This window comes from Parvibaculum lavamentivorans DS-1, assembly GCF_000017565.1.
Classification (GTDB): domain Bacteria; phylum Pseudomonadota; class Alphaproteobacteria; order Parvibaculales; family Parvibaculaceae; genus Parvibaculum; species Parvibaculum lavamentivorans.
Map to the genome: position 1 here is coordinate 103,476 of NC_009719.1, position 26,777 is coordinate 130,252.

Annotated in this window: 21 protein-coding genes, 1 tRNA gene and 1 CRISPR repeat array (1 of these 23 only partly in view); of the genes, 13 read left to right on the forward strand and 9 right to left on the reverse strand. The window is 61.5% G+C overall.

The annotated features are described in order from the left end of the window. A CRISPR array of direct repeats spans positions 1-977; the repeat unit is 36 nt; unit sequence GCTGCGGATTGCGGCCGTCTCTCGATTTGCTACTCT (it extends 2,229 nt beyond the left edge of the window). 45 nt (positions 978-1,022) lie between these two features. Genes cas2 through cas9 form a run of 3 tightly spaced genes read right to left on the reverse strand, consistent with a single transcriptional unit; the run spans position 1,023 to position 5,433 of the window. Further along, on the reverse strand, positions 1,023-1,379 hold the full coding sequence (cas2, locus tag PLAV_RS00505) for a CRISPR-associated endonuclease Cas2 (protein WP_342612909.1): 357 nt from the start codon (positions 1,377-1,379) through the stop codon (positions 1,023-1,025). After that, positions 1,376-2,311 carry a type II CRISPR-associated endonuclease Cas1 gene (cas1, locus tag PLAV_RS00510; RefSeq protein WP_011995012.1) on the reverse strand — a complete coding sequence of 312 codons (936 nt, stop codon included), beginning with the start codon at positions 2,309-2,311 and terminating at the stop codon, positions 1,376-1,378. The genes cas2 and cas1 overlap by 4 nt, the downstream gene beginning before the upstream one ends. An 8-nt stretch (positions 2,312-2,319) precedes the next feature. Then, positions 2,320-5,433, reverse strand: coding sequence for a type II CRISPR RNA-guided endonuclease Cas9 (cas9, locus tag PLAV_RS00515; protein WP_011995013.1), 3,114 nt, complete (start codon positions 5,431-5,433; stop codon positions 2,320-2,322). Between the two features lie 792 nt (positions 5,434-6,225). Here cas9 and PLAV_RS00520 point away from each other — a divergent pair. From PLAV_RS00520 to PLAV_RS19200, 3 genes are all read left to right on the forward strand, one after another. Then, a complete protein-coding gene (locus PLAV_RS00520; RefSeq protein ID WP_011995014.1) occupies positions 6,226-7,332 on the forward strand; it encodes a hypothetical protein in 1,107 nt (368 codons plus the stop codon). Beyond that, the gene (locus tag PLAV_RS00525) at positions 7,326-7,574 is read left to right on the forward strand and encodes a hypothetical protein (RefSeq protein WP_011995015.1); all 249 of its coding nucleotides are present in this window, start codon (positions 7,326-7,328) and stop codon (positions 7,572-7,574) included. The genes PLAV_RS00520 and PLAV_RS00525 overlap by 7 nt, the downstream gene beginning before the upstream one ends. A gap of 159 nt (positions 7,575-7,733) precedes the next feature. Beyond that, a complete protein-coding gene (locus PLAV_RS19200; RefSeq protein ID WP_011995016.1) occupies positions 7,734-9,347 on the forward strand; it encodes a recombinase family protein in 1,614 nt (537 codons plus the stop codon). On the opposite strand, the gene PLAV_RS00540 is transcribed toward PLAV_RS19200, so the two are convergent. Next, positions 9,318-9,394, reverse strand: a tRNA-Arg gene (locus tag PLAV_RS00540). The two genes, PLAV_RS19200 and PLAV_RS00540, sit on opposite strands and share 30 nt — an antisense overlap. A gap of 183 nt (positions 9,395-9,577) precedes the next feature. On the opposite strand from PLAV_RS00540, the gene PLAV_RS18610 reads away from it, so the two are divergent. Then, the gene (locus PLAV_RS18610; protein ID WP_011995017.1) at positions 9,578-10,078 is read left to right on the forward strand and encodes a PAS domain-containing protein; all 501 of its coding nucleotides are present in this window, start codon (positions 9,578-9,580) and stop codon (positions 10,076-10,078) included. Position 10,079: 1 nt separating this feature from the next. Here the strand turns inward: PLAV_RS18610 and PLAV_RS00550 are convergent, their stop codons facing one another. Beyond that, complete coding sequence (locus tag PLAV_RS00550) at positions 10,080-11,081, reverse strand: ABC transporter ATP-binding protein (protein ID WP_011995018.1); 1,002 nt, start codon at positions 11,079-11,081, stop codon at positions 10,080-10,082. A gap of 182 nt (positions 11,082-11,263) precedes the next feature. Between PLAV_RS00550 and polA the strand changes: the two genes are divergently transcribed. After that, entirely contained in the window at positions 11,264-14,152 is a 2,889-nt protein-coding gene (gene polA / locus PLAV_RS00555) for a DNA polymerase I (RefSeq protein ID WP_041536130.1), read from the forward strand. Between the two features lie 55 nt (positions 14,153-14,207). After that, positions 14,208-14,516: a hypothetical protein gene (locus tag PLAV_RS00560; RefSeq protein WP_011995020.1), complete on the forward strand. Its 309-nt coding sequence runs from the start codon at positions 14,208-14,210 to the stop codon at positions 14,514-14,516. Between the two features lie 60 nt (positions 14,517-14,576). On the opposite strand, the gene PLAV_RS00565 is transcribed toward PLAV_RS00560, so the two are convergent. After that, positions 14,577-15,317 (reverse strand): glutathione S-transferase family protein, encoded by a 741-nt coding sequence (locus PLAV_RS00565; RefSeq protein ID WP_011995021.1) that lies wholly within the window; start codon positions 15,315-15,317, stop codon positions 14,577-14,579. Between the two features lie 103 nt (positions 15,318-15,420). Here PLAV_RS00565 and PLAV_RS00570 point away from each other — a divergent pair, with 103 nt between their 5' ends. Continuing rightward, positions 15,421-16,143: a helix-turn-helix transcriptional regulator gene (locus tag PLAV_RS00570; RefSeq protein WP_011995022.1), complete on the forward strand. Its 723-nt coding sequence runs from the start codon at positions 15,421-15,423 to the stop codon at positions 16,141-16,143. 59 nt (positions 16,144-16,202) lie between these two features. On the opposite strand, the gene PLAV_RS00575 is transcribed toward PLAV_RS00570, so the two are convergent. Then, on the reverse strand, positions 16,203-17,816 hold the full coding sequence (locus tag PLAV_RS00575) for a phosphoenolpyruvate carboxykinase (RefSeq protein WP_011995023.1): 1,614 nt from the start codon (positions 17,814-17,816) through the stop codon (positions 16,203-16,205). Positions 17,817-18,263: 447 nt separating this feature from the next. Continuing rightward, positions 18,264-19,757 carry a M20 family peptidase gene (locus PLAV_RS00580; protein ID WP_041535777.1) on the reverse strand — a complete coding sequence of 498 codons (1,494 nt, stop codon included), beginning with the start codon at positions 19,755-19,757 and terminating at the stop codon, positions 18,264-18,266. A gap of 340 nt (positions 19,758-20,097) precedes the next feature. Here PLAV_RS00580 and PLAV_RS00585 point away from each other — a divergent pair, with 340 nt between their 5' ends. The 5 genes from PLAV_RS00585 to PLAV_RS00605 all read left to right on the forward strand — a co-directional run bounded on the left by PLAV_RS00585 (position 20,098) and on the right by PLAV_RS00605 (position 24,087). Further along, the gene (locus PLAV_RS00585; RefSeq protein WP_011995025.1) at positions 20,098-20,799 is read left to right on the forward strand and encodes a response regulator transcription factor; all 702 of its coding nucleotides are present in this window, start codon (positions 20,098-20,100) and stop codon (positions 20,797-20,799) included. Between the two features lie 45 nt (positions 20,800-20,844). Continuing rightward, a complete protein-coding gene (locus PLAV_RS00590; RefSeq protein WP_011995026.1) occupies positions 20,845-22,692 on the forward strand; it encodes a sensor histidine kinase in 1,848 nt (615 codons plus the stop codon). A 5-nt stretch (positions 22,693-22,697) separates the two neighbouring features. After that, the gene (locus tag PLAV_RS00595) at positions 22,698-23,174 is read left to right on the forward strand and encodes an HPr kinase/phosphorylase (RefSeq protein ID WP_011995027.1); all 477 of its coding nucleotides are present in this window, start codon (positions 22,698-22,700) and stop codon (positions 23,172-23,174) included. A 197-nt stretch (positions 23,175-23,371) separates the two neighbouring features. Beyond that, the gene (locus PLAV_RS00600; protein WP_011995028.1) at positions 23,372-23,779 is read left to right on the forward strand and encodes a PTS sugar transporter subunit IIA; all 408 of its coding nucleotides are present in this window, start codon (positions 23,372-23,374) and stop codon (positions 23,777-23,779) included. Positions 23,780-23,781: 2 nt separating this feature from the next. Then, positions 23,782-24,087 carry an HPr family phosphocarrier protein gene (locus PLAV_RS00605; protein WP_011995029.1) on the forward strand — a complete coding sequence of 102 codons (306 nt, stop codon included), beginning with the start codon at positions 23,782-23,784 and terminating at the stop codon, positions 24,085-24,087. A gap of 1 nt (position 24,088) precedes the next feature. On the opposite strand, the gene PLAV_RS00610 is transcribed toward PLAV_RS00605, so the two are convergent. After that, positions 24,089-24,913 carry an acyl-CoA thioesterase gene (locus tag PLAV_RS00610; RefSeq protein ID WP_011995030.1) on the reverse strand — a complete coding sequence of 275 codons (825 nt, stop codon included), beginning with the start codon at positions 24,911-24,913 and terminating at the stop codon, positions 24,089-24,091. 302 nt (positions 24,914-25,215) lie between these two features. Between PLAV_RS00610 and ahcY the strand changes: the two genes are divergently transcribed. Further along, the gene (gene ahcY, locus PLAV_RS00615; RefSeq protein WP_011995031.1) at positions 25,216-26,634 is read left to right on the forward strand and encodes an adenosylhomocysteinase; all 1,419 of its coding nucleotides are present in this window, start codon (positions 25,216-25,218) and stop codon (positions 26,632-26,634) included. Positions 26,635-26,777: the final 143 nt, after the last annotated feature.

Below are 26,777 nucleotides of genomic sequence, written 5' to 3' on the forward strand. Positions count from 1 at the left end.
AGTAATTACTTGTAAGGCTGCGGATTGCGGCCGTCTCTCGATTTGCTACTCTGCTGGTTGCGGAGATTGCATCGGAGCAGGCGCTGCGGATTGCGGCCGTCTCTCGATTTGCTACTCTGTCCCTCAAGCGAGACATAGCGGCTGGTACGCTGCGGATTGCGGCCGTCTCTCGATTTGCTACTCTCGACTCAACATTGCCTGCTCACTCTTTATGGCTGCGGATTGCGGCCGTCTCTCGATTTGCTACTCTCGGCCACCATGCCGCCATCGCCCTGGTGCCGCTGCGGATTGCGGCCGTCTCTCGATTTGCTACTCTGGTCACTTGCGACATTGACCACCTAGACGCGCTGCGGATTGCGGCCGTCTCTCGATTTGCTACTCTTCTCTGCATCCTTGAGGATCATCGCCTCATGCTGCGGATTGCGGCCGTCTCTCGATTTGCTACTCTCGGACGCCCGGATGGCGAGCAGCGTGTCGCGCTGCGGATTGCGGCCGTCTCTCGATTTGCTACTCTAGCCCCGAGCCACGCCTGCCGCCATGCGCTGCTGCGGATTGCGGCCGTCTCTCGATTTGCTACTCTGGTGCAGGTCGCGCTCCACCTTGCCGCCATGCTGCGGATTGCGGCCGTCTCTCGATTTGCTACTCTACGCCGACTATAGAGGCGCTCGTGAAGCGCGCTGCGGATTGCGGCCGTCTCTCGATTTGCTACTCTCGTCGAGGTTTCGGAAGCCGATTACGCCGCGCTGCGGATTGCGGCCGTCTCTCGATTTGCTACTCTGTAGCAATGGGTGAGACACGCAATCTCAACTGCTGCGGATTGCGGCCGTCTCTCGATTTGCTACTCTGCGCCTCGCTCGCAATGATGTCCGCATAATGCTGCGGATTGCGGCCGTCTCTCGATTTGCTACTCTTGACGCCGTTGCGGTAGGTCAGCACCTCGCGCTGCGGATTGCGGCCGTCTCTCGATTTGCTGCCCTTCCGGCAAGCCATTGAAATGGCACACGCTTTCGCCCTTCCATGCTTCAAAAAAGCTGAAGCTGGGAGGGTGATTGTGTTGTTGGTTGCCGCTTTTTCCCGACATAGACCTTGATCCTTCCGAATTGGTTGTCGGTAATCGTCAGGAATCTGACCTCACCTTGAGCGGGCACAACAGCACCCATTCGCTTCACATGAACTTCCGCATTCTCGATTGAAGCGCAATGCCGCGAGTAGACCGAATACTGCATCATGGTGAAGCCGTCTTCCAGCAAGTCCTTCCGGAAGCGCGCATAGGCTTTGCGGGCCTTCGGTGTATCGGTTGGAAGATCGAACATGGCGATAACCCACATTGAGCGCCACCCCCAAGGCAATTGAGGAATAGGGCGCGAATGGGCCATCATCCCTCTCCATCATTGTCGAGAAGATCGGGCGCAAGCGGCATGCCTTCGGGCAATGCCAGTGCCGCTTCACCTCCCGTCAACGCGCGGCACAGCGAAGCGGCGCTTGCGTGAAGTGCAAGCAAGAGCGGCATTCGCCTGCCCCCAACAAGAACAGTCTCATTGAAAATGGAAAGCAGCGCCGCCCGCGTGTCACGATCATCGAGGCTTGGCGCCTCTTCGCCCATTTGATTGGCAAGCAATCGGACCCGCCAATCCACATAGGGCCGGTAAGGCTCCAGAAGATCGTCGGCAAGGCAAAACGGATTCGCGCGGTTTCGATGGAATACGCCAAGTGACGGAATTAACCCGGCCGCAACAGTCGCGCGTGCCGTCGCGGCGCGGACAACTGCATAACCATAATTCAGCAAGGCATTGACGCCTTCCAGATCGCGGTCTCGCCGAAAATCTTTTCCGAACAGGCGGGGCCAATAACGTTGTGCGGCTTGCGCCTCCAGATTGTCGGGATCGCCGGAGCGGACGCGCCGCGCCATTGGAAGAAGGCCGCCATGCTCGCCTGTGAAATGAGCAAGAACTATGCCCTGTTGCGCAATCTTGCTTCGGATCAATGCCTGCCAAGCGCGCTTTTTCGTCGGTTCGCTCGCTTCCACCTGCGCCCGGTGCCGCTCCGTTTGTATATGGTGCGCATCAAGCGGGAGCATCATTCCGGCGGGCAGGTGGTCCCGCCCTGTCACCATGACAGTTGCACCGGCTTCAAGCAGTTCGATAAAAACCGCTTGCGTATATGTCGCCCTCAAGTCGTCGACAATGACGACGCCCAGATCCTCAATCGGCAGCGTTGCCTTCGGAAGATCGGGTCGCTCGATTACCAGCTGCTTGTTGGCAACGGAAAGGCGCGTCCCCGGCGTTGCGAACTCGACGGTTTTACGGATCATCGCAACTCTCAGTCGTTCGATGGCCGAACTCGACCGATTGGGTCAATTGAAACTTTCTTTGCGTCATCCTTTAGTATCGGGTTTGGCATGGGTCTGGTGGTAGTTGAATGGTCAGCATCAGTGTCGCGCTCCAAAACTACTTGGCCGCTGGCCCAAACACCCTGAACGATCCAAATTCCCTTTTTGCTTCCTTCCGGAATCATTATTGCTTCGCCGGCGGCCAGAGACATGACAAAGCTCGCCCCATCAGCCCGCGTTCTTTGAACGATGGGATTTCTTTGGGCCAGTCGCCGAGAGGCATCGAACAAACTCACAATCTCAAAATCAGCTTTCCCGTCCGGCAAGCGATAGATCGCTATATGATGATTGGAGCCAAGGTCGGCATATCCATTGCCAGTTTGGGCCATGAGGTTCAGCTGTTGCTTTGACGTGAGTCTCACCTTTCGAATCTCCGGTCCGCCGGGCGATACGCATGGATATGGCGGAAACGCCTTTTTGGGATCGCCGCCGCGCCCGGCAACATGCGCCGCAACAATCTCCTTGATGCGCGGATCGCGTATTTCGTCAAGTTCGCCTTTCGATAGAGATTCGATTTTCTTGCGCGTGACAAACTGACGATAGGTTCCGCTCTTGGTTTTTATGTCGGTTCCTGTGTCGCCATATGTCGTTTCCTTGTGGAGCGGGCCGGAAACTTTCTTCCGGACGCGATGAGACACTACTATCTCGCTCACGGCTTTCTCTGCATCTGCGCGGATGGTGTCCCAAGGAGGCGTAAGCGCCGGCTTTTCTGCGCGCGGATCGTCTCTCAACTGCCAATAGCGTGAAAGCTTGTTGGTCATGCCCGGATGAGTGCAGGCAACCGTCAAGGCATCAATTGCATGATGCCGGTGATCCGCTCGTGTCTTTTCCCCGTCGTCCGCAAGTATGTTGTTGAGCGTCCACAACTTCCGAAGTTGCGCGGTCACTTGGCCGGTGACGGCCTCGACTTTGACAGGCGCTTCGGGGCCCATGTCGGGCCACAAGCGTTTGAGCTGCGCAAGAATTTGCTTTGCCGCATAGCGAGTGTCATTCAATTGGCGGGCTGCAAAATCCTCGGGCATAGTCTTGGCAAGAAATCGCTTTACCTTGCCGGGTGACATGCCGGTTCCACCCTTCGCAGACACCATGCCTTGCAGGCGTATTTGGATAGCGGACCAGCGGTCTTCATCGTGGCCGAATGCCTCGAAGGGCATCCGGTTGCCTTTCTCGATGTTCACATCCTTTCGGCAAAGCGTTTTGTTGCGCGGGCTGTTATCGAAGGAGCGTGAACGGGGCCATATATGTTCAACTTCATACCGGCCTTCGCGAAACAGCGCATTGAAGCCAATTTGGTCGCCAGTATATGGGCAGCGTTCCTGTCCTTCCTTCCAAAGAATCCATTTCTCAACGTCGTCGCGAGACGGATTAGCGATGCCATTCTTGATTAAGTCTTCAGTCGCTTTCTTTCGCTGTTTTTCGTTGCGGCGAATCCCGCTCTGAATTTCCTCGCGCTCCCGCTTCGACTTTCCGACGTCGCGGCCGACTTCAATGCGAATTCGGTCGGGCTTCCCGTAAAGCCCGATAAGATTATTCACGACTTTTCGGAGTTCGTTTTGAGTGCGGACAACCGTTGGATTTCGGAGTTGGGAAATCCGCTCGCGTTCTTCTTTCGAGGCCGGGCTTGGCAGTTTGTCTAGAATTTCGCCGGTTGGCTGATTGCGATGGGGGAAGTTGGTGCGCCGCCAACCTTCCCAATCCGGGCCATTTACAAGGGCGCCAAATCTCTCACCCTTTTCAAGTTCTGCAAGAAACAAATTCAGGGCCGGGATTGAATAGGGTTCCCACCCGGTCGGCAGCTTGAGCGCCTGCAGTTGGGCTGCTTGCTCCCCGGTAATCCCAAAGTCGGCCACAAACGAATTTGCAGCGGCTTCCCTATGCGCCTTCCTGTCTTTCTCCGAGAGGATAATCACGCGCTTCTTGTCTGGCGTTTCGCCATAGTCCGCCGCCCATAGGCGCTCATGGACGGCATGGCGGATTTCCTGCTTGCGAGGATGCGCAGGCCAGTCTGGCCCGAACATGTCGGCTAGCTTGGCTTCGAGTGCGTTGCCAAGGAGTTTGCTCTCGCCACCCAGTTCCAGATTGAATTTGAGGCTTTTCTCCGCGCCGGGTTCGCCCCGCTGTTTATACAGCGCCTTCAATGCGCTTCGGACGCCCGGCCACGACATGGAGGCTTGTTGCTGAAGCTTGGAGAGAATTGCATCCCTCTCTTCGGCGTCCAGCGGCCGGGCATTGCCACCTGCTATCGCGAGATTGTTCAGCTTTTCCAGCATCCGTCGCTGTTGCGAAAGCCAGGAGCCTTTCGGACATAGAGGCTCGCCCGGCATGAAGCGGCATTCGCCCAAAGTGTTCTTGCGCCAGAATACCGGCCGCTGGGCAAAGATCGTGTCGCTAATCCTTGCCCTCATTTCTTCGCTTTTGAGCGCCGGATGAAACTTCGATTGAACTTCCCAAAGTCTTTCGAACTCTTCCGCAACTACATTGCGATGCGCGTGGATTCCGCGTTTGCGGTCCGATGGCGGTCGGCGTGCAAGCCACGCGCCCAATGTGGTTTGCTCGTTCTTGAGAGCCTTCAGGGTTGCTGCCCGCTCGTTCGCCGCCTCCTTTTCGTCATCGACGTCAGGGTCGGGAGTATCGCTTTCTTCAAGTTCGCGGCCCTTGAAATGGCGGTGCTGCGCAAGATGGTAGATCGCTCGCCCGAACTCATATGCGCTCAAGCCTTCTTCCAGACCTCGCCTGCGCAACTCGTAAGGTTCATCCGCCATGACAACTGGCCAATCGGCAGAACCATAGGCGGGCAGAAAGCCCGCTTCATGCAGTGTCTCGTTGAGCGCCTTCCTCCGTATCCGCCGCCGCCGCAACTGACGGCGCATCATCCGCTTTTGCCTGCGTTGCTGGTTTAGAGGGGTCCCGTCCGGATCGCGGGCTTCCGGAAATATCCGGACGCCAAGTCTCTGAATATTCCCGGCCGATTGCGTTGAACTGTAGTCAATAACCGAAAATCCGATGGATGTAGTGCCAATATCGAAGCCGAAAATCCGCTCCATGCCCGATCCCCCTTGCGTCAAATAGGGGTAAAGGCTAGCCTCTGCTCTGTAGCAAATCGAGAGGCGGTCGCTTTTCGCAAGCAAATTGACCCCTTGTGCGGGCTCGGCATCCCAAGGTCAGCTGCCGGTTATTATCGAAAAGGCCCACCGCAAGCAGCGCGTGGGCCTTTTTGCTTGTCCCCCGTGATTGGTAACACGGGGGGCTTTCGATACATGGGGTGGTCTGGCCTCCGATAGCGCCCCATTGAGCAAGTCCCCTCACCTCAAAGACCGGCCTTCAGGCCGCATTGCGGCTTGAAGGCCATGCCGGGCCCTTTGCCTGCCGGGCGGGCCGGGTCAAGGCTGGCGAAGCCACGCCGCGTTAGCGGCGCGTGGCCTTGAGGCGGACCGAGCGGCGGGCGATCCGATCATTCCTTTGGCATCGCTTGAAGCACACTGATTCGCCCAAAATGCACATATGCGGGAAATCCCCATAGCCGGAATTTCTGAAAGCGGCTGATTTCCATATGGAAGTTTTGCATATGGGGTCGGTTTTTCCTTAGGGAGTTTTAGGCGAGCCGCCAATGCTGACACCGGTTTCAACGCCATATGGAGGCGTGAAATGGTCAGCCGATTTTCAGCCGGTGATTCGACAGAAATGCACAAAACCGGCTTTCGGCAACTGACCGAAATCGGCATTCGAGTTCAGTCTCCATATGTATATATGGGAAGGCCGAATTTCCGGGGCCCTGCTTGCGCCCGCTCCATATGCCGTGACTGCTTGAGCCCTCAGGCAGACATAGGGAGCGCGACATGAACAGGGACACAATTGGCGGCACAGCAAAAACGGGCACCCCCCGGCTTCTGTTGAGCGGGCTCGACAGTCTCTATGTCTGTTACTCGCTCGATATGCGGACTTCAAAGCTTGATTTCCCGGACCTCGAATACCGCAAAGAAATGATCCGCGACGGGCAGCGCGAATTCGAGGCGCTGACGCTCGGCTGCGAAGACTTCGCACTGCGTCCCTACGGGGCGAAGCCCTACCGGTTTCTCTTGGAGAATGAGGCCTTCTCGCTTGGCCTGACGGAAGTCATGCAGCCGACGCTCCGGGTCCAGTTCCGGTCCGAAGCCCTATGGCGGTCAGGCGCAATCGCCCTCCATCAACGGATAGTCGACTGGGCGCGCTCAATAGGCGCGGCCATGATCGCGCCGGAAACTGTATCGCGCGCCGATTGGTCCTTCGACTTCGATTTGCCGGAAGTCGACTTCAATGAGGATCATTTCGCCACGCGGGCCCATAAGGACGCCAAGTACCGCGACGGCGGCCGCGTTCAAACTTTCCGCCTAGGGTCCGGCCATACGGTAATCCGCGTCTATGACAAGGTTGCCGAGATAGAGCAAAGCAGCGGCAAGGTCTGGTTCTTCGAGCTTTGGGGCCAAAGCGAAAATGTTTGGCGTATCGAGTTTCAGATACGGGGCGAACGTCTCAAGGCCGGTGCGATCCGGACGCTCGGTGACTTGGAAGAGCTACAGGGCGATATTCTGAGGCAGCTCGCCCATGAGCATACGTCGCTTCGACGGCCGACAGGCGACAGCAACAAATCGCGCTGGCCGCTGCATCCTCTCTGGCAATCGCTTCAGGATGCAATCGGGGACATGCCCCAACTCGGATTGGCGCGGCACTACGATCCGGATAGCGCGCTTCAATACCGCAAGTTCAAGATCGTCAATTCCATGTACGGCAACATGAAAGCCCTTGCGGCACTGTCCGTCCTGGAGTCGGGACATTGGCGGCGGATGGTCACGCTTGAAGATTTGACCGAAGAAATCCTCGACATGCTCCAGCCGCATCATATCCCCAGCATATGGCAACAGGATGTAGAGCAGCGCATCCGCGACTACGAGTCAGGCAAATGGTGAACCGCAAGGACATCGAAGCGCGGATCAATGAGCGCACCAACCAGATTCTCAAATATGCCGAACTGGCGATTCCGAATGAGCGGACATTCGAGTTTTTCCGGAGCTGCGTATTGGACGCACTGGGCCACAAAGGCCTGCGTTCGGATATTACCGCTCTCCTTGACCACGGCGGCAAGGACGGGCTTGAGGCATGGAATGGCATGGGCCGGTCCCATACAGGCAGGAAAGGCGGTGCCCCATGAGTGGATAGCCGCAAATTTGACATGCTTGTCACGCTGGATATGCCGGACGAACTGCCGGTAACGCCCGATGAGCTGGCTCTCGTAGAGACCTATCTCCGGGATATCATTGCCGAAATGCTGAAAGAGGAAGCGGCCCGATAGGGCCTGAAAGGACGGGTCATGGGACAGAAAGCTATTGTTTATGCGCGCGTATCAACGACACGGCAGGCTGACCATGACCTGTCCATTCCCGATCAAATCGCTCACGCCGAACGCTACTGCAAGGAACGCGATATAGAGATCGTGGGCACCTATGTCGATCCGGGTGCATCGGCCCGCGACGATAACAGGCCTCAATTCCAGCGCATGATGGATGATGTGAAGTCTGGGGCGATGCAAGTCGACGTGGTGCTCGTGCATAGCTTTTCGCGCTTCTTTCGGGATGCGTGCGGTGCCGCTGTATATACGAGGATACTTGAAAAGCATGGCGCCCGGCTTGTGTCCATGACGCAGGAAACCGGAGAAGGCGCCCAAGCGAACTTGATGCGCCATATGCTTTCATCGTTCGATGAGTATCAAAGCGCGGAAACCGCCAAGCACGTCACCCGCTCCATGATTGAGAACGCAAAGCGCGGCTTCTGGAACGGTGCGGCCGCGCCTTACGGCTACAAAACAATCGTTGTTGAGCGGCACGGCAACAAGGACAAGAAGAAGCTCGATTTGGAGCCGCAGGAAGCGGAAATCGTCAAACTGATTTTCCAGTTGTATCTCTATGGCGACGGCAAGACAGGACCGCTCGGCATAAAGAACTTGGTTTCCTACCTGAATGGACGCGGCGTGAATAACCGGAATGGAAAGCCTTTCCGTATCCAGCACATTCAGGAGGCCTTGCGGCGCTCTGCCTATATCGGAACGCATTACTTCAACCGCACGGATAGCCGGACCCGAAAGCCGCGCCCGCGCGAAGAGTGGATCGAAATTGCGGTGCCACCGATTGTCGAGGAAAGCATCTTCCATGCGGTGCAAGCGCAACTTGACGCCCGCAATCCGACAATGACGCCGCCTCGCATCGCAAGCAGCCGCATATTGCTGACAGGCGTCGCGACTTGCGAAAATTGCGGCGCTCCGATGCGGACGCGAACCGGCAAGAACGGGCAATACTGGTATTACACATGCTCGCGGTCGGCTGATATGGGGAAGAGCGGATGCGCTGGCGTGACCGTGCCTATGGGCAAGCTCGATGAAATCGTAACCGATGCGCTATGCGATAAGGTTCTCCAAGCGGATCGCCTTGAGAATATGCTGGGGTCTTTGCTTGCTCGCAATTCGGGGCGGCGCGCGGCAGCGCAAGCGAAGCTGAAGGAATTGAAGCGGGAACGCCGGGAGCTGGATCAAAAACTGGCAAAGCTGACCGACGCTCTGGAAAAGGGTGTCCCGCTCGATGCCGTCAAGAGCCGCTTTACCCAGCGCCAGAATGAGCGCGAACAGGTGAACCGGGTTATCTCATTCGTAAATCGCGAAATCGACTCGCCTCTCTCAGTCGTTACCCCGGAGAAGCTGGAGGCCTTCGCGAATGGTTTTCGGGCCCGGTTGCGGGAGGACGGCGAGCCGGGGTTCCGCAAGGCCTATCTCCGGCTCTTGCTGGAGAATGTGGCGGTCACCAAGGACCGGGTGAGGATTTCCGGCCGCAAGGACGTGCTGGCCTATCAGCTGACGGCTGACAAGCCGCTGCCGCCCTCAATGGTACCTACTTTTATGGATGAGTGGTGCACCCGACACGATTCGAACGTGTGACCTCTGCCTTCGGAGGGCAGCGCTCTATCCAGCTGAGCTACGGGTGCCTGCGGTCCGGACAAGGGCCGTCCGGCGAAGCGGGCGCAAGGTAGAACAAACCGGGCCGCCTGACAATCGCCGCCATTGGGCCCCGCGCCCTCCTTGGCGTCCTCCTCGAATCCGCCTATAGGAAGGGGGCCCTGCGTGAAACGTCGTTCGCGCGGGCGGACACCGTGAGAGTTCTGCGTTCCATGTCGGAGCCCCTGAGGCTTGCGCCTTTCGACATTTATATCGACCCGCTGCTCTCCTTCCAGGACAGCCGCCTGCGTGAAATGCTGGCCTATTGGGAAACAAAGCGCGCCGGCCGGCCCATGCCCGCTCGCGCGGATGTAAGCCCCGCCGAGATTATCAGCCATTTGCCATCGGTTTTTCTGGTCGATGCGGCCCCGCCCGCGCTCTCGCTCGCGCATTTCCGCGTCCGCCTCATGGGTACCGCCCTCAACGAGCTTTTCGCGAACGACTACACCGGTCGCACGCTGGAGCAGGAAATGTCGGAAAAATCCGCGGCTGCTGTCGCCAAGGTTTTCGGCATCGTCTGCCAGCTGCGCCGCCCGCTGCGGTTGCATGGCCAGGCGGTGTTCGCTCAGGCGGGGCCGGCAACGGCGCTCGAGGCCGTGCTGATGCCGCTGACCACGGGCGTCGGCTCGGTCGATATGGTGATGGGTGAGCTGGTGAAGCGCGCCTCGGCCTGAGCTAGTGCGATGTCAGCTGCATGAAAACATCCTCGAGATCCGATTCCTCAGTCGAAATGTCGATGATCTCCATGCCCTCGGCGCTCAACCGACCGAGAATGGTCATGACATTTGTTTCCGCCGGATTGTACTGAACGGAAATCGTCCCACCGGGACGCACTTCCGCCTTCATGCCGGCCAGCGCCGCCGGCAGTTGCGTCGCGGGTGTCGCAGGCCGCACGATCAGCCGCTTGTCGCTGATCCGTCCAAGCAGCGTCTCCTTCGGTTCGCAAGCCACCACCTGCCCCTTGTCGATGATCGCGATGGTGTCGCACAGCGCCTCGGCTTCTTCGAGATAATGCGTCGTGAGCACGATGGTCGTGCCGCGGGCATGCAAGCCCTTCACATACTCCCAGAGCTGCCGCCTGAGCTCGATATCGACGCCCGCCGTGGGCTCGTCGAGGATGAGCACCGGCGGGTTGTGCACCATCGCCTTCGCCACCAGCAGCCGCCGCCGCATGCCGCCCGAAAGCGTCCGCGCATAGGCATCCGCCTTGTCGTCGAGCCCCATCGCTTTCAGGATTTCCATGGTCCGCCGCTCGCGCTTCGGCACGCCATAGAGTCCCGCCTGCATCTCCATCACTTCGGCGGGCGTGAAGAACGGGTCGATGTTGAGCTCCTGCGGCACCACGCCGATGGAGGCGCGCGCCTGTCGCGGATTGACATCCGTATCGAACCCCCAGATCGAGGCCGAGCCGGAGGTCTTGGTCACGAGCCCGGCAAGAATATTGATGAAGGTCGATTTGCCCGCGCCGTTCGGCCCCAGCAGCGCGAAGATCGATCCGCGCGGTATCGCAAGGTCGATGCCCTTCAGCGCCTCCTTGGCCGGCTGGTTGCCGCTCGCCTTGTAGACCTTGCGCAGGTTCCGGGCCTCGATGGCATAGCGTGCGCCCGTGCGGGGCGCCGGCTCCGGCGGCAGGCGCGTTTCGAGGCTGTCTTCATTGTCGGCAAGCGAATGGGCCATGAGCGGGCTCTTTTCTGAAACTTTTCAGGCTTGGCTTCGGGGCCGGTTCTTTTTGACGCGCGGTACGCGCTATAGTGGCGGCCCCCGAGACCGGGGACGGTGAGGCACTATAGATAGGAAAGGCAGGGCGTGTGGCAAGCGGCAAGGCGGAAACGGCAATGGCGGAAAAGACCGGAAGAGCACTGAAAAAAGGCGACCATCTCTTCCTGGTGGATGGTTCGGGCTATATTTTCCGCGCCTATCATGCCCTCCCGCCGCTGACGCGGAAATCGGACGGCATGCCGGTCGGCGCCGTCGCCGGCTTCTGCAACATGCTCTACAAGCTCATCGAGGACACCAAGGACGAGTTCGAGCCGACGCATCTCGCCGTCATTTTCGACGCCGCCGCCAAGACCTTCCGCAACGACATCTACCCCGAATACAAGGCCAATCGTGTCGAGCCGTCGGAAGACCTGCGCCCGCAATTCGCGCTTGTGCGCGACGCGACCCGCGCCTTCGGTGTCCCCTGCATCGAGAAGAAGGGCTACGAGGCCGACGACATCATCGCCACCTATGCGCGCCTCGCGCATGAAGCGGGCGCCCGCGTCACCATCGTCTCCTCCGACAAGGATCTGATGCAGCTCGTGAACGACAATGTCGACATGCTCGATACCATGAAGCTGAAGACAATCGCGCGCGAACAGGTAATCGAGAAATTCGGCGTGCCGCCGGAAAAGGTCGTCGATGTGCAGGCACTGGCGGGCGACTCCACCGACAACGTTCCCGGCGTCCCCGGCATCGGTATCAAGACCGCGGCCCAGCTCATCGGCGAATATGGCGATCTCGAAACGCTGCTCGCCCGCGCCGGAGAGATCAAGCAGCAGAAGCGCCGCGAAAACCTTATCGAATTTGCCGAGCAGGCCCGCATCTCCCGCCGTCTTGTCGAGCTCGACAATAACGTCCCCCTCGAAGAGCCGCTTGAGGGCATGGGCGTCCGCGAGCCCGATCCTGAAACGCTGATCGGCTTCTTCAAGGACATGGAATTCAACACGCTGACGCGCCGCGTCGGCGAGCGTTTCAACATCGACGTCGACGCCATTCCCGCTGCCGGAAAGCATGCCCTCATTACCGATGGCGCGCTCGCTGCCCCCGCGGGCGAGGAGCCGAAAAAGGAAAAGCAGACGGTCGCGCGCACCGCACGGGGCGGCACGCCGGGTGCAGTTCCGAAGGGCATCGACGCGGATTTCAACGATGCGAATTATGTTGCGGTAACGGCGCTTGCCGATCTCGACGAGTGGATCGCGCGCGCCCGCGAGCAGGGCTTCCTCGCCGTCGATACGGAGACGGACAGCCTCTTCCCGATGCAGGCGCGCCTTGTTGGCGTCTCCCTTTCGCTGCTGCCCGGCGAGGCCTGTTACATCCCGCTGCAGCATGGCGCTGGCGGCGGCCTCGACTTCGCGGATGCCGGTGGCCAGCCGCAAATTCCGCTTAAGGAGGCTATCGCCCGCCTGAAACCGCTGCTTGAGGATCCTTCCATCCTGAAGATCGGTCAGAACCTGAAATTCGACATGACGGTCCTGCGTCAGCATGGCATCCAATTGAAAGGTCTCGACGACACGATGCTCATGTCCTACGCGCTCGACGCAGGCGTGCATGGCCACGGCATGGACGAATTGTCGGAACTGCATCTCGGCCACAAGCCGATTTCCTTCGCGGAAGTCGCGGGCAAGGGCAAGGCGCAGATCACCTTCGACCAGGTGCCGGTGGACCGCGCCACCGCCTATGCCGCCGAAGATGCCGACGTCACACTCCGCCTCTGGCATATCCTGAAGCCGCGCCTCGTCGCGGAGCGTCGCGTTACTGTTTATGAAACGCTGGAGCGTCCGCTCGTTTCCGTTCTCGCGGAAATGGAGCGAGCCGGCGTCAAGGTCGACAAGGCGGTGCTCGCGCGCCTCTCCGGCGATTTTTCGCAGAAGATGGCGCAATATGAGGATGAGATCTACGAGCTTGCCGGCGAACGCTTCAATATCGGCTCGCCGAAACAGCTCGGCGAAATCCTCTTCGACAAGCAAAGCCTCGAAGGCGGCCGCAAAACCAAGACCGGCGCCTGGTCGACCGACGCCGACACGCTTGAGGCGCTGGCCGCGAAAGGCCATGAGCTGCCGCAGCGCGTGCTCGACTGGCGCGGGCTTTCCAAGCTGAAAAGCACCTATACGGATGCACTCCCTGAATATATCAACCCCGAGACCGGCCGCATCCACACCTGCTACTCGCTCGCCTCGACATCGACCGGCCGCCTCGCGTCAACCGAGCCGAACCTGCAGAACATTCCCGTGCGCACGGAAGACGGCCGGAAAATCAGAACGGCCTTTGTCGCCGAGAAGGGAAATCTTCTCATCTCCGCCGACTACAGCCAGATCGAGTTGCGCCTCCTCGCCCATATCGCGGATATCGAGGCGCTGAAGAAGGCCTTTGCCGAAGGTCTCGATATTCATGCGATGACGGCATCGGAAATGTTCGGCGTGCCCATCGAGGGCATGGAGTCTTCCGTTCGCCGCCGCGCCAAGGCCATCAATTTCGGCATCATCTACGGCATATCCGCCTTCGGCCTGGCCAACCAGCTCGGCATCCCGCGGCAGGAGGCGGGAGAATATATCGATCGCTACTTCAAGCGTTTCCCCGGCATCCGCGCCTATATGGACGACACCCGGGATTTCGCTCACAAGAACGGTTATGTCGAAACGATCTTCGGCCGCCGCATTCACCTCCCCGCGATCAATTCTAAGAATCCCGCGGAGAAAAGCTTCATGGAGCGCGCCGCCATCAACGCGCCGATTCAGGGCTCGGCCGCCGACATCATCCGCCGCGCCATGATCCGCATGCCGCAGGCATTGGCGGATGCGAAGCTCGCCGCGCGGATGCTGCTGCAGGTTCATGACGAATTGATTTTCGAAGTGCCGGAAAAGGAAGCCGAGAAGACGAGCAAGGTGGTGTCGCGCATCATGTCGGATGCCGCCGCGCCCGCCGTGGCGCTGACTGTGCCGCTCGATGTCGATGCCCGTGCCGCGAAAAACTGGGACGAGGCGCATTAGCAAAATCCCATAACCATGGAACTCTGACGCAGAGCCGCGCGTTCTTTCCCCACAGATGGAGGTAAATACCTTGTCTAATCCGGATAAGAACCACGAGAGCCAGATCGATAAAAAAACAAAGGTCGATGAGGCTCAGAAGGAGACTTTCCCCGCTTCCGATCCCCCCGCTTGGACGAGCGGGGTGGCGTCTGCGGAGGAAGATGCGAAAAGAGCCGTCAGGAAGGCTGAGGAAGCTGAAAGAGAGCGCAAGCATCGTGAAGACGATGTCGATGAGACGCTCGATGAAAGCTTCCCAGCTTCCGATCCGCCCTCATGGAACGGTACTCATGCGGGCGATGGGCACGACCCCTCCCAGAAGAAATAACGCCTCATAGGCGGTGCGGCCAAACGGCCCGGAAGGTTTCAACCTTCCGGGCCTCGCCGTTCAGGCTGCGAGCGTCAGCGCGATTCGCTGCGGCTGCCTCTTCGCCGCATAGAGTTCGCCCATGCGGTCCATGTGCCGCAAGAGATTGTCGTGGCGGAGCGCGGCGTCCTTGAGCGGGCTTGGAAGCTCCGGCCCGGCAATATTGACGAGATAGGCGAACACGGTCGCATCCGCGAGCGTTGGGATATCGCCGAAGAAGAAAGGCTTGTCCCCCAGCAGGGTGGCAAGAGCCGCAAGGTCCTTCGCGCCGAGCTCATAGATTTCTTCCGCGCTGTGTCGCCCAATGCCCTGGGCGTGAAGCGCGGCGCGCATCTGCTTTCGCGCCATGCGCGGCACGATCAGGGAGAGCGGAAAGGGAAGCCCGCCGAAATAACACTGCCTGGTGACCCGCCAGTTCGCCTCATCCATCCAGCGGCTGTGAAGAAGAACCCAGTAAAGCCGCTCATCCAGCATCTGATGCAGCATATGCGACTGTGCCCGCTCGCCATCGCTCAATGACCTGTCGAGATCGACGCCAAGCCGCTCTTTCAGGTGATAGAGAATGAGCGCCGAGTCGCCGATGCGCTGGTCCTCGATCTCGATAAAGGGCAGCTTTCCCTTCGGCCCGTTGGCGGGATTCGTATTGTACCAGACCCGGTGCGGAACCCCGGCAAGACGCAGCGCCGTCTCCAGTTTCACGCAGAGTGGGCTCGGATTGGGCGTGCCCTTCAGGCTCGCCGGAAAAATGTGAAGGCGGATCATGGCAGCTCTCCGTTGTTGGACGGATACCGTTATGCTGACACACTACTGACAGCATGCCGTCAGCAGTGATCTGCGATGGTGGGCTTGCTGGATGGAGGGTCCCATGCGACGTGCCGACCGCCTTTTCGACATCATCGAATTTCTTCGCCGCAACAAGCGGGTGGTGACGGCGCAGGAGCTTGCCGAAAAGCTCGAAGTCTCCGTCCGCACCATCTACCGCGATGTAGCCGACCTGCAGGCGAGCCGCGTGCCGATAGAGGGCGAGGCGGGCCTCGGCTATGTCTTGCGATCCGGCTATGAGTTGCCGCCCCTGATGTTCACCGAAGATGAGATCGAGGCTCTCGTCTTCGGCGCGCGCATGGTCCGCGCCTGGGGTGACGCCGCCTTTACCCATGCCGCCGATGCCGCGGTCGCAAAGATAAGAGCGGTACTGCCCGAACGGCTGGAGCGCATTGCCGCCGCAACGCATGTCACCGTCGCGCCGGGCCGCACCAACCAGAAGGATGGCTACAGCCGCCACCTCTCTCCCGTTCGCCGTGCGATCCGCGAACGGCGCAAGCTGTCCATCGACTACGAGGCGCTCTCGGGCGAGAAATCCCGGCGCGTCCTGCGTCCGCTCGGTCTCGCTTTCTTCGGGCCTTTCTGGATCCTCGCCGCCTGGTGCGAAAAGCGCGAGGACTTCCGCACTTTCCGCATCGAGCGTATCGGGGCATTGAAAGTCACTGACGACATATTCAGGGACGAGAAGGGCAAGACGATGGAAGACTTCGTCTCCCGCCCGAGCGAAGCATCCTATAGCGGCCTTCCTCAGCCCCACGCGGATTGATGAAAAAGAAAAAGCCCGGACGTTGCCGTCCGGGCCTTTCCGTTCGTATGAAGCGTCGCTTATTCGGCGGCGCGGGCGGCGGCCGGCGCCGCGGCGCGGACGTCCGGGTCCACATGCGCCTCGAACTTCGCGAAATTCTCGATGAACATCTTCACGAGCTTCTGCGCCTGCGCGTCATAGGCAGCCTTGTCGGCCCAGGTCTCGCGCGGATTGAGGATCTTGTTGTCGACGCCGGGCACATCCACCGGAACCTCGAAACCGAAATTCGGATCGGTGCGGAATTCGACATTGTTGAGCGATCCGTCAAGCGCGGCGGCAAGCAGCGCCCGCGTCGCCTTGATCGGCATGCGGTTGCCCGTGCCGTAGACGCCGCCGGTCCAGCCGGTGTTCACCAGCCAGCAGGAAACCTTGTGCTGGGCGATGAGGTCGCGCAGCAGATTGCCGTATTCGGTCGGGTGGCGCGACATGAAGGGAGCGCCGAAGCAGGTCGAGAAGGTCGCTTCCGGCTCCGTCACGCCCTTTTCCGTACCGGCCACTTTCGCCGTATAGCCTGAAAGGAAGTGATACATCGCCTGCGAAGGCGTCAGCCGCGCCACGGGCGGCAGCACGCTGAAGGCGTCCGCCGTCAGCATGATGATGTTCTTCGGGTGCGGCGCGCGGCCGGTCGCGCTCGCATTCGGAATGAAGGAGAGCGGATAGGCGCCACGGCTGTTCTCGGCCAGCGCCGCGCTGTCGAGGTCGAGCTCGCGCGTGTTCTCGTCCATCACCACATTTTCGAGCACGGTGCCGAAGCGGCGCGTCACCGCGTAGATTTCAGGCTCGGCCTCGGCCGACAGCTTGATCATCTTCGCGTAGCAGCCGCCTTCGAAGTTGAAGACGCCGTTCTCCGACCAGCCATGCTCGTCGTCGCCGATCAGCGTACGCGTCGCGACGGCGGAAAGCGTCGTCTTGCCGGTGCCGGACAAGCCGAAGAAGATCGCCGTATCGCCTTCCTCGCCGACATTCGCCGAGCAGTGCATCGGCATCACGCGCTTGGGCGGCAATTCGTAATTCAGCATCGAGAAGACGGACTTCTTGATTTCACCGGCATAGGACGTGCCGGCAATGAGCACGATGCGCTTGGCGAAGTTGCAGGCGATCACGGTGCCGGTGCGCACGCCGTATTTCTCGGGATCGGCTTCGAAGCTCGGCAGGTCGATGATGGTGAACTGCGGATCGAAGCTGCCGAGTTCTTCCGGCTTCGGCTCGATGAGGAGGTTCTGGATGAAGAGGGAGTGCCAGGCGTATTCCGTGTAGATGCGGGTCGCGAGGCGGTGGGTCTGGTCGGCGCCGCCGAAGAGATCCTGAATGAAGAGTTCCTTGCCCTCGGCGTGTTTCAGCATGTCGGCATGGAGGAGGTCGAAGGCTTCCGGCGTCATCGACTTGTTGTTGTCCCACCAGACCGTCTTTTCGGTGGAGGCATCGCGGACGATGAACTTGTCTTTCGCGGAGCGTCCGGTGTGCACGCCGGTCTTGACGACGAAGGGCCCATTGGCGGCGACATGGCCCTCGCCCCGGCGGATCGCCTCTTCGTAAAGCGCGGCGGGCCGGTAGTTCCAGTGGGTGGCGGCCAGATTTTTGAAGCCGCTTTTATCGGCGCCATTTTTACTGATGTAAGGCCCGGTCTGTTTCACGCTGCTCTCCTCGTGGTCCTGTTCGGCCCGCGCGGGCCTTATACTCGTTTGTTGCCTGCCGCCGCCGCCTCTCGCGGACAAGGGCCGAAGTCTATCACGGTCGTGCCGTTCCGGCAGGACGCCGCCTGAGGCGGGTATGCGAAAGCAACTTTCGCCGGAAATTAAAGCAAAAGCGGGGCCAGCGCCCTTTCAGGCAGGCCCGCGCCGTGAAATTTCGGCGTCAACATAGTTCCGGGCCCTGAAGGGCGCAACCGCTTTGCGACCCGCTTGCAAAGGGTGCGGCGAAGCGCCCTTTCCGGCGCCCGGCGGTAAGGTTTTCTCCCGGTTTTCCGCCATCCCGCGCCGCCCGCCTGGGCGGGAGGAGGCGGAAAAACCGGTAAATGCCGTCCATCTCCCGTCCGGCGCCCCGGAACCTGCCGCAATTTGCGGCAGGCGGGTGGGGCAAGGTCAGTCCCGGTCGGTCGCGTCCATCGTTTCCATCAGCCTGATATAAAAGGCCACCGCCTCGCCCATATTGGCCACCGATACCCGCTCATTGGTGCCATGGAACCGCGCCATGTCCTCCGGCCCCATATGAATGGGAATGAAGCGGAACACATTGTCCGTGATCGGCAGGTAATGGCGGGAATCCGTGCCGCCGACGACCAGATAGGGCGCCGTGATCGTCCCCGGGAAGCTTTCCCCGATGACGCGGGTGATGAGCTTGTAGCCGTCGCCCTCCATGTTCGACACGACCGACGCTTCCCTCACGCCCTCGAGCGGTTCGATCGAAACCTCGGGGTCGTCCACCGCCTCGCGCACATGCGCCAGTACGCTCTCGGCCGTGTCGCGCGGATGAATGCGGAAATTCACCACCGCGCGCGCTTCCGGCGGCAATACGTTTTCCTTCACACCGCCCGAGATGATCGTCGGGGCGATTGTGGTCTGCAGCTGCGCCGCGCTCGTCTCGCTTCCCTGCATCACCCGGCGCACCACCGGCTCGAACAGCCACAAATTGGCATAGACCATCCGCTGCATGAACGGCACGGCAGGTGCGAGCCCCTCGATCATGCCGCGCGTCGCGCCGTCGACGCGTGCTTCGAGCGGATTGTTGCCGATCCTCTCTATGGCGCGTGCAAGCCTGCCGATGGCGGTCTGCGCGGCGGGCGAGGGCATCGAGGAGTGCCCGCCTTTCGAATAAGCCACGATGTCGAGCGAGATAGATCCCTTCTCCGCCACACCGATCATCGCCACCGGCGCGTTCACGCCCGGCAGCAATCCTTGCCCGATCACGCCGCCTTCATCCTTCACCCAGGCAAGCCGCACGCCGCGTTCCTGCAGTAGCCCGGCCAGCGCCTTGTTGCCTTCGCCGCCGCCGATTTCCTCGTCATGGCCGAACGCGAACATGATCGTGCGCGCCGGCTGAAAGCCTCGCGCCGCCAGCATCTCGGCCGCCTCGACCATCGCGATCAGTGAGCCCTTGTTGTCGATCGTGCCGCGTCCCCAGACATAGCCGTCCGCGATCGCGCCGGAGAAGGGCGGGTGCTCCCACTGATCCTCCGTCCCCGGAGCAATCGGCACCACGTCGATATGCGACATCATGAGGACGGGGTCGAGCGAGGCATCGCTCCCCTGCCACGTATAGAAGAGCGTGTGCCCGCCGACGATTTCGCGCGAGGTTGCGCCGGTGAAGGCGGGGTAGGTCTCGTCCATCCAGTCGCGGAAGCCGGTGAAGGCCTCGGCGGAGCGCGCGACGGCCGCCGCATCCGCGCCGCGCTGGTGGGAAATCGTCTCGAACTGCACGGCTTCGGACAGGCGCTGCGCCGCCCGTTCCGCGTCTATTGTCGCGGCTGCGCCCGCTTCTCCCGGCGTCACCACCGGGACCATCAGCGTCCTCACGACGATAATGGCCACCAGAAGAAGGAAAAGCCCCCCGAGCCCGAGCAGAATGCGCTTCAGCATGTGTCCCCCGAATTTTCTTTTTTGGCCCGCTTCCCGCCCCGGGGCGCGGCCGTCCGGCCGTGTTATCGCCCGCCGCACCCGATGTTCCAAGCTCTTATGGCTGCGGCCCGCTCGCCGCCTTTCCGGTCCCCCGCCTGTATTATGGCCAGCCCACATGGCGCTCCGGTCTCCAACCCCTTATACTGCCGCCACATTTTGGGCCAAAAGCATACCTAAGCCTCAACGCCAGCTGGGCGGCGTCTTCAGAGCGGGGTATGTCATGCAAGAGGTCCGGAACGAGCCAAGTGAGGAGGGCCCGGAACGACCGGCGGGCCTGGAGAGTCAAAAGGGACAGGGGCCAATGCCGACCATCGCGCTGGTGGACGACGACCGCAATATTCTGACTTCGGTGAGCATCGCGCTCGAGGCCGAGGGCTACCACGTTCAAACCTATACGGATGGCGCCGCCGCGCTGGCCGGTCTTGCCGCCAATCCGCCGGATGTCGCCGTTTTCGACATCAAGATGCCGCGCATGGATGGCATGGAGCTGCTGCGCCGCCTGCGCCAGAAGTCGGATCTCCCGGTCATCTTCCTCACCTCGAAGGATGACGAGATCGACGAGCTTTTCGGCCTCAAGATGGGCGCCGACGATTATATCCGCAAACCCTTCTCCCAGCGCCTGCTGGTCGAGCGCGTGAAGGCGGTGCTCCGCCGTGCCGCGCCCAAGGCCGAGGGCCCGCCCGCCGAGGGCGCGGTCAATCAGGTGATGGAGCGCGGCAAGCTGGTGCTCGACCCCGAGCGCCACACCTGCACCTGGGAAGAAAAACCCGTCGTTCTCACCGTCACTGAATTCCTGATCCTGCAGGCGCTCGCGCAGCGGCCCGGCTATGTGAAGAGCCGCGACTCGTTGATGGACGCCGCCTATGACGATCAGGTCTATGTCGACGACCGCACCATCGACAGCCACATCAAGCGGCTTCGCAAGAAGTTCAAGGAAGTCGACGATGCCTTCGACGCGATCGAGACGCTTTACGGCGTTGGCTATCGCTATCGCGAAGCCTGAATGCCGAAGAGCACCCGTGAGGGCGCGGGAGGCCGGTGACAGATCATGGCGAGCCTGATGGAGGAGGAAACGCGCGGCGAGGGGGACGAAAGTCCCGCCATGCGCCCCCGCGAGCCCTCCTCCGCGCCCTTCGCCCGTGGGCCCGCCGCGCCGCCGAAGCAGCCGCCGCCACAAGGCTTTCTCTCGCGGCTTGGTCATTCGGTCAGCCGTGCGCTTCTCGGCTTTCGCAGCTTCCTCGCCGGCGGCCGCTTTTCGAGCCTCACCCGGCGCATCGTCGCTTTCAACGTGGCGGCGCTCTTCGTCCTCCTGTCCGGCATTCTCTATCTCAATCAGTTTCGCGAGGGCCTGATCGATGCCCGCCGCCAGAGCCTGCTGACCCAGGCGGAAATCATCGCCGGTGCCGTTGCGCAGGGCGCCACCTCCTCGCAAGGGGCGCAGGTGATCGACCCGCTCGCGCTGGGCACCATCCTCGCGCCGCCGCCCGAGGACCTGGATTCCGATCTCGGCCTGACGGTGCCGATCATCCCGGATAATGCCGCGCCCATTCTTCGCCGCCTCGTCCTGCCGACGCGCACACGCGCGCGCCTCTATGACAAGGAAGGGCTCCTCATCCTGGACTCCCGCCAGTTGAGCGCCTCGGGCCAGGTCGTTGCCTTCGAGTTGCCGCCGCCCGAAGGCTCGGACGAGGTCGGCCTGCTCGACAGTATCGCCGATTGGGCGCTCGGCATGCTGCCGGGCCGCAATCTGGAGCGTTTCCGCGAGGCCGGCAGCCAGAACGGCACCATGTATTCCGAAGTCGTATCGGCGTTGCAAGGCATGGCCGACAGCCGCGAGCGGGTGAACGATCGCGGCGAGCTCATCGTCTCCGTCGCCGTGCCGATCCAGCGTTACCGCGCCGTGCTCGGCGTGCTGATGCTCTCGACGCGCGGCGGCGATATCGACCGCATCGTGCGTGCGGAACGGTTCGCCATCCTGCAGGTCTTCCTCGTTGCGCTCGGCGTCACCATCCTGCTCTCCGTCGTGCTCGCGGGCACTATCGCCGAGCCTGTGCGCCGCCTCGCCCAGGCCGCGGAAACGGTCCGCCGCGGCAAGAATGCGCGCGCCCAGATACCGGACTTCACGTCCCGCCGCGACGAGATCGGCGAATTGTCGGGCGCGCTGCGCGAAATGACCAACGCCCTCTACAGCCGCATCGACGCCATCGAAAGTTTCGCCGCCGACGTCGCCCATGAAATCAAGAACCCGCTCACCTCGCTCCGAAGCGCCATCGAAAGCTTCACCATCACCAAGGATGAGAAGTCGAAGGCGCGTCTCATGGAAATCATCCAGGAAGACGTGCGCCGCATCGACCGTCTGTTGAGCGACATCTCCAATGCCTCCCGTCTCGATGCCGAGCTGTCGCGCACTGAACTCGAAGACGTGAATATCGCCACGCTTCTCGAGACCGTCTGCGATCTCTTCAACGAAAGCGGCGTGGTCGGCAGCGCCCGCGTGAAACTCTCGATAGATCCAGGTGCCCCTGGCCGCGACAGCATGATCGTCAAGGGCTTCGACACCCGTCTGGGCCAGGTCGTGCGAAACCTGATCGACAATGCGCTCTCCTTCAGCCCCGAAGGCGGCACGGTCTATGTTTCCGCCACCCGCGCTCCCGGCCGTGTCATCATTCGCGTCGAGGACGAAGGGCCGGGCATCGCGCCGGAAAATGTCGAGCGCATCTTCGACCGCTTCCACACCGACCGGCCGGATAGTTTCGGCGAGCATTCCGGCCTCGGCCTCGCCATCTCGCGCCAGATTGTTGCCGCCCATGGCGGCACCATCCGCGCTGGCAATCGGATGAAGGGCGGCAAGGTCGCGGGCGCTTCCTTCACGGTCGATCTGCCGGCGGCGGCCTGAGCATCATGGCCGCGCCGCTCACCATCCACGGCACCTGTGTCGCCTGCGGCGCCCGCGCCGTGCTGTTGCGCGGCCCCTCGGGCGCCGGCAAGTCGGACCTCGCCTTCCGCCTCATCCGGGACGATGCTTCCGGTGAAACCCGCCTCGTCGCGGACGATCAGGTGGCGCTTCGTCTGGACGGGTCGCAGCTCGTGGCGCGCGCGCCCGCCGCCCTTGCCGGCGCGCTGGAGCTCAGGGGCCTCGGCCTCCTCGCCATGCCCTCGCGTGCCGAGGCCGTGCTCTCCCTGATTGTCGATCTCGTGCCCCGCGCCGAGGTGCCGCGCCTGCCCGAGGCCCGCTATGAGGAAATGCTGGGGGTCCGTCTCCCTCTCATTGCTCTTCACGCCTTCGATATATCGGCGGCGGCCAAGCTCCGCCTCGCGCTCGAAACCCTCCCGGATGGCGGTTTTCCCTCCGATGACGGCCGCTTCGGCCCGCGCTGACCGCCCTTCGCGGCCCTTGCGGGGCCTCAATGCCTCCGAATTGGGCGAAACCTGTGGCAAACTGCCGATTGTTGCGTCGCAACACTTGTCATGGATGCAGGATTGGGGTCACGATACGCGCCTTCGCGGGGGCGCGAATGGTAGCCGGGAGCGCCAGACGCGCGAGGGGCGGCGAATTGCGGCATTGAGGGCTGTTGATGATCGGTTTGGTACTCGTAACCCACGGCCAGTTGGCCAGCCAGTTCGTTGCGGCGATGGAGCATGTGGTTGGGCCTCAGGCCCAGGTCGCCTCCATCAGCATCGGACCGGATGACGATATGGAGCAGCGCCGCAAGGACATCCTGAAGGCGGTCGCCACGTCGGATTCCGGCGATGGTGTCATCCTCCTGACCGACATGTTCGGCGGCACGCCTTCCAACCTCGCCATCTCGGTCATGGACAAGGCTAAGGTCGAGGTGATTGCGGGCGTGAACCTGCCCATGCTCATCAAGCTCGCCAGCGTCCGCGATACGGCAACGCTCGGCGACGCGGTGGATCAGGCGCAGGAATCCGGCCGCAAATATATTTCCATCGCGAGCCGCGTGCTCGCCGGCGACGGGGCTTGAGCGTGTCCTCTGCCGAAGCGAGGCCCGCCGCGCCCGGCGCCCATGTTCGCGAACTCGAAATCGTCAATAATCGCGGCCTTCATGCCCGTGCCTCGGCAAAGTTCGTGCAGCTCGCCGAAACCTTCGATGCCGAAATCCGCGTCTCCCGCGAAGGGCAGACCGTTCCCGGCACTTCGATCATGGGCCTGATGATGCTCGCCGCCGCGCCCGGCTGCTGCATCCGCGTCGAAACCTCGGGCCCCGAAGCGGAAGCCGCGCTTGAAGCCCTGGCCGCCCTTGTCGCGGACGGCTTCGGCGAACGCGACTGATCTACTCCTTGAAGTAGACCGTCTGCACGCTCGTCGCGAGAAGCCGCCCGTCGCCGCCCCAAAGCTCCGCCGACTGATCGAAATAGCCCTGCCGGAATGTTTTCGTGTCCGCCATGCCCACCAGCGGCGCATCGCCCTGCGCCGCCAGCCCCGCCGCGTCGGTGTGGAAATAGGTGGTGAGCGAAACGGTTCCCGCCGGCACCATGCGGCCGCGCACGAGAAAGATGCGGACGATGAACGTATCGGCGAGCGATGCGAGCGAAACGAAATCGAGCGGGCGCGCCGGCTTGTCGGCCACCCAGAGCAGCGAACGCGAAGGGGCGGGGTCGTCATCCGCCCGTGCCTCGAAGTTCATCGCCCCCTCCGCGAAGCGCAGATCGTAGCGCGACAGCCAGGCATTGCGGCCTTCCGTATTCATCGGCGCCAGCGTTTCGTGCGGCGGGATCGCGGGCATCGCCGCCGGCTGATACGCCCAGGTCTCGCGCCGCTTGGCGAATACGGCCGTCGCCGTCGCGGCGATGCCGTTCTCTTGCGAAAGCTCCATGGACCAGTGCTGCGTCGAGCGGTTGGTGCGCGTCTCCTTGAGGTCGATGAAGAAATCCCCCTTGGCGATCGGGGCGCAGAAATTGACGGTGAGCGCCACCGGATCGCCGATCCGCGCGGGCGCATCGAGCGCCGCCTTCAGCATCAGCGATGCGGTCGTCCCCCCGAAGGGCCCCATCATGTTCCAGTACTCGTCGGAGGTCGTGCCCTTGAGCCGCCCGTCATCGGTGGGCGTCAGCCGCATGGCGATATCGAGCGGGTGGTTCGGTGGAATGGCGTTCATGGCGGGTTCTCGGCTCCGGCAGTGGCTGTTGGCCGGAATTGAGCAGCCCCGGCGCCTCCTGTCGATAACCTTTCAGGTAAGCAAATCAGGGCCAATCCGCTGAAAATGGGGGCCGGCTTCACATTGCGGTAATCACATATAAAGATTTCTTTATATCCTCTTGCCGCCTCGGCCCCGCCTTGTTATAAGGCCCCATCAACGACGCCGGAGACCGGCAGGCGCTTCCCTTTTGCGCGCCGGTCCCGCTGCCTTCTCTAGCGGGCAGTCGAAATTCACAGCCGAATCCAAGGAGCCCTTGCCCCATGAGCCAAGCCGCCAAAGCCGATACCCACGACTACGCCATCAAGGACATCAATCTCGCCGATTGGGGCCGCAAGGAGCTCGACATCGCCGAGACCGAAATGCCCGGCCTCATGGCGACGCGCGAGGAATACGGCGCGAAGAAGCCGCTCAAGGGCGCGCGCATCGCCGGCTCGCTCCACATGACGATCCAGACCGCCGTGCTGATCGAGACGCTGGCCGAGCTGGGTGCCGACATTCGCTGGGCGTCCTGCAACATCTATTCGACGCAGGATCACGCCGCTGCCGCCATCGCCGCGCGCGGCATTCCCGTCTTCGCGATCAAGGGCGAGAGCCTTGAGGATTACTGGGAATACACCCACCGCATTTTCGAATGGTCGGATGGCGGTGCGCCCAACATGATCCTCGACGATGGCGGCGACGCCACCCTCCTCATCCATCTCGGCAAGCGCGCGGAAGAGGGCGACGTCGCCTTCCTCGAAACGCCGGGCAATGAAGAAGAGGAAATCCTCTTCGCCGCGATCAAGCGCCGCCTGAAGCACAAGCCGGGCTTCTACAGCCAGATCGCGAAAAGCGTGCGCGGCGTCACCGAAGAAACGACGACCGGCGTCCACCGTCTTTACGAAATGCAGAAGAAGGGCACGCTGCTCTGGCCCGCGATCAACGTCAATGACAGCGTCACGAAGTCGAAATTCGACAATCTCTATGGCTGCCGTGAATCGCTGGTGGACGGCATCCGCCGCGCCACCGACGTCATGATGTCGGGCAAGGTCGGCGTCGTCGCCGGCTTCGGCGATGTCGGCAAGGGCTCCGCCGCCTCGCTTCGTCAGGCGGGTTGCCGCGTCATCGTCACCGAGATCGATCCTATCTGCGCGCTCCAGGCCGCGATGGAAGGCTATGAAGTGACGACGATGGACGATGCCGCGCCGCGCGGCGACATCTTCGTCACGACGACGGGCAATGTCGACGTCATCACCGTCGATCACATGCGGAAAATGAAGCACCGCGCCATCGTCTGCAACATCGGTCACTTCGACAGCGAGATCCAGATCGGGGGCTTGCGCAATCTGAAGTGGCACAATGTGAAGCCGCAGGTCGACGAGATCGAATTCCAGGACGGCAAGCGCATCATCCTGCTCGCCGAAGGCCGCCTCGTGAATCTCGGCTGCGGCACCGGCCATCCGAGCTTCGTCATGTCCGCCTCCTTCACCAATCAGACGCTCGCGCAGATCGAGCTCTGGACGAAGCCGGACGAGTACGAAAAGAAGGTCTACGTCCTGAAGAAGGAGCTCGACGAAAAGGTCGCGCGCCTGCATCTGGAAAAGATCGGCGTGAAGCTCGAAAAGCTGAACAAGAAGCAGGCCGACTATATCGGCGTCGCCGCCGAAGGCCCCTTCAAGCCGGATACCTACCGCTACTGAGCGGGGAGGCCCCTGCGTCAGAAGATCGAGCCCGGTGGAAACACCGGGCTTTTTCTTTGCCGTCCTCTTTCGCGACACCTTTCGCCCCTGACTCACCCATGGTGTAGTATCGCGAGGGGTATGGTGATTTGCGCTCGCTCACA